Raw genomic sequence first — 1409 nt, 5'->3', positions numbered from 1 at the left:
ACAACCTCGCGGCCCGGCGTCACTTCAGCTGGCATGACAGCAACTCTCGCACAGCGGAACGCACTGTAGCCGCGACTCCGCGTCTCGAACCGGCTGGCGCCGGAGCGTGGAAGATCAATGGGCCGTATGACTTCCGGCCTCTGGGTATGCGCGCTCATGCCGAATACCGTGCGCTTCAACCCTTGCTCCGCCGCCATGGAGCCAAGCAACCGGGTATTGCACGACCCCGACCAGCTGACGTTCAGTCGCCCGAGTAGTCGGTGCTCGATCAGTCCTTGGCTGTGATGTTGAACATCCAGCTGATCCCGAACTGGTCCACGAGCGAGCCGGCTTCGTCGCCCCGCACCTGCTTTTCGAGGGGCAGCGTTACGGTCATCTTCTGACAAGCTCGCGCTGGTCGGTTCGGTCAGGATCCGGATGCGGTTTGGCTTGCCTTGTGCGTGAGGACGGCAAGGGCATCGAGGTGGGCGTGATAGGCGGTGCGGCCTTTATGGGTGAGGGCGAGCCAGGTTTTCGGTTTGCGGCCCACGTAGCCCTTGGTGATGGTGAGGTATCCGGCGGCTTCCAAGATGGTCATCGCTTTGGAGAGGGTGGATTTGTTCAGCTCGCAGAGGTCGGTGACGACCATGAACTCGGCTTCGGTGCAGCCGTCGAGGAACGCGGCAAGTTTCAGACGCGGCAGGGAGGCGAAAAACTCGTTCAGGTCCTCCATGGTCGTGTCTTCCAGGGTGCGGTCTGCGGTCGCGCCAGCTCGAACCAGATCCATCCGCCCGTGATCAATCCGCACAGCAGTGGTAGCCATCCGCTCATGCGCTGATCAGCGAGGCCGAGCAGCGGCACGGTGGGCACGATCAGTGCCAGCACCGTGATCTGCTTCCACTGCGCCAGCGGGAGCGGGATGAGGCCGCGCGCACGCCGGGTCCGGTGCAGCCACCGCGCAATTGTGTAATACGCCAAGCCCGAGGCGATTCCGGCGATTGCGGCGATCCACGCGCGCGGGTCGTCGATGCCGAGTCGGTTCACCGTGGTGAGCAGCCCGGTGAACAGTCCGGCGAACACACCGGCCGCGACAGGCCCCCAGGTGGGTAGAGCGGCGGCCTCGTGCGCCTGCCGAGTAGTAGCGGCGGCGATGTCGAGGGCCTGCCGTGGTGTCTGAGCCTCTTGCATGAAGGTGACCGTACCTCATCGAGTTTCCATTTAGAAACCAGTTTCCCAATGGAATGCCCCGCGTCCCGGGTCGCTCATCGACAGACGTCCGCTCTTGCCGCCGTGCGGGCGTTCGCGAACGTCCGGATCTGCCGATGAGCGGGTCAACTACGTCCGTCGCGAAGCACAGCTCCTAGACTCCAGCGGTGACTCCGGATCTCATCGACGCTGAGGCATGGATCTTCCGTGAGGTTCCTCAATGA

The 1409-nt window shown here is 63.6% G+C and carries 2 protein-coding genes; both read right to left on the bottom strand.

The window, feature by feature from the left end; translation table 11 throughout:
• Nucleotides 1-406: 406 nt before the first annotated feature.
• A complete protein-coding gene (locus IBX18_RS41795) occupies nt 407-712 on the bottom strand; it encodes a transcriptional regulator (protein WP_194838950.1) in 306 nt (101 codons plus the stop codon).
• On the bottom strand, nt 700-1167 hold the full coding sequence (locus IBX18_RS41790) for a hypothetical protein (protein ID WP_194838949.1): 468 nt from the start codon (nt 1165-1167) through the stop codon (nt 700-702). Before IBX18_RS41790 ends, IBX18_RS41795 begins: the two co-directional genes overlap by 13 nt.
• Nucleotides 1168-1409: the final 242 nt, after the last annotated feature.

The sequence above is a fragment of the Nocardia sp. XZ_19_369 genome, assembly GCF_015355715.1.
Taxonomy (GTDB): domain Bacteria; phylum Actinomycetota; class Actinomycetes; order Mycobacteriales; family Mycobacteriaceae; genus Nocardia.
Note: the sequence above shows the minus strand (reverse complement) of the source record. Positions and strands in the feature narration are given on the sequence as shown.

Bases quoted from the DNA above. Each gene is read 5' to 3' on its own strand.
- IBX18_RS41795 (WP_194838950.1), bottom strand. From the start codon at position 712: ATGGAGGACCTGAACGAGTTTTTCGCCTCCCTGCCGCGTCTGAAACTT.
- IBX18_RS41790 (WP_194838949.1), bottom strand. From the start codon at position 1,167: ATGCAAGAGGCTCAGACACCACGGCAGGCCCTCGACATCGCCGCCGCT.